The sequence below is a fragment of the Mesorhizobium sp. M1396 genome (assembly GCF_040317725.1).
Taxonomy (GTDB): Bacteria; Pseudomonadota; Alphaproteobacteria; order Rhizobiales; family Rhizobiaceae; genus Mesorhizobium.
Genome location: NZ_JAMYLA010000157.1, coordinates 1 through 745, shown reverse-complemented (window position 1 = coordinate 745; position 745 = coordinate 1). Strand labels below are relative to the sequence as shown.

At 58.0% G+C, this 745-nt stretch carries 1 protein-coding gene; it reads right to left on the bottom strand.

What is annotated here, in order from left to right; translation table 11 throughout:
- A protein-coding gene (locus NKH02_RS34420) for an IS5 family transposase (protein ID WP_352884289.1) occupies positions 1-687 on the bottom strand; the annotation gives its coding sequence in 2 pieces (ribosomal slippage) (positions 1-357 and positions 357-687; 688 coding nt annotated over the 2 pieces). This gene is flagged as partial in the annotation.
- Between the last annotated feature and the right edge of the window lie 58 nt (positions 688-745).

Sequence of the window (745 nt, the reverse complement as noted above, 5' to 3'; positions counted from 1 at the left end):
CGGCGCGCATGGCGATACGTTTGAACTCTTTGAGTTTGCAGAAGAAGTTTTCGATCAGATGACGCCATTTGTACATCTCTTCGTCGACCAGAAGGGGAACGGTGCGACGGGGATGCTGGGAGATAACGATCTTGGTGCCGCGCTCGTTGAGGTCAGCGATGATAGCGTTGCTGTCGAAGGCCTTATCGGCGAGCAGCGCATCGAAAGAGAGACCGTCGATAAGCGGGGCGACGCCCACCGTGTCGAACCTCTGGCCGGGCAGCAGGACGAAGCGCACGAGATTGCCGAGCGCGTCGGTGAGAGCAAGAATCTTGGTCGTCATACCTCCCTTGGAGCGGCCTATGGCCTGGCTTTGAGTCCCCCTTTTGCGCCCTGTCCGTGGCGGTGGACCTTGACGATGGTGGCGTCGACCATGGCGTATTCCATATCCGGATGGTCCGAGCAGGCTTCGAAAAGCCGAATGAAAACATCGGCTTTGACCCAGTCGCGGTATCGCTTGAAGACGGTGTTCCAGTTGCCGAAAAAGGCCGGAAGATCACGCCAAGGGCTTCCTGTCCGCACGATCCAAAGCACCGCCTCGATGAAGCGGCGGTTGTCGCTTCCGCTTCGTCCGGGGTCCGTCGGCTTGCCCAGACAATGCGGTTCCATCTTCGCCCACTGGGCGTCCGTCAGTACAAATCGCGCCATTCAAAGCTTGAATCACAATCAGGCTCAAAGTGGAATCCTGAATCTCAACAGGCCCTAG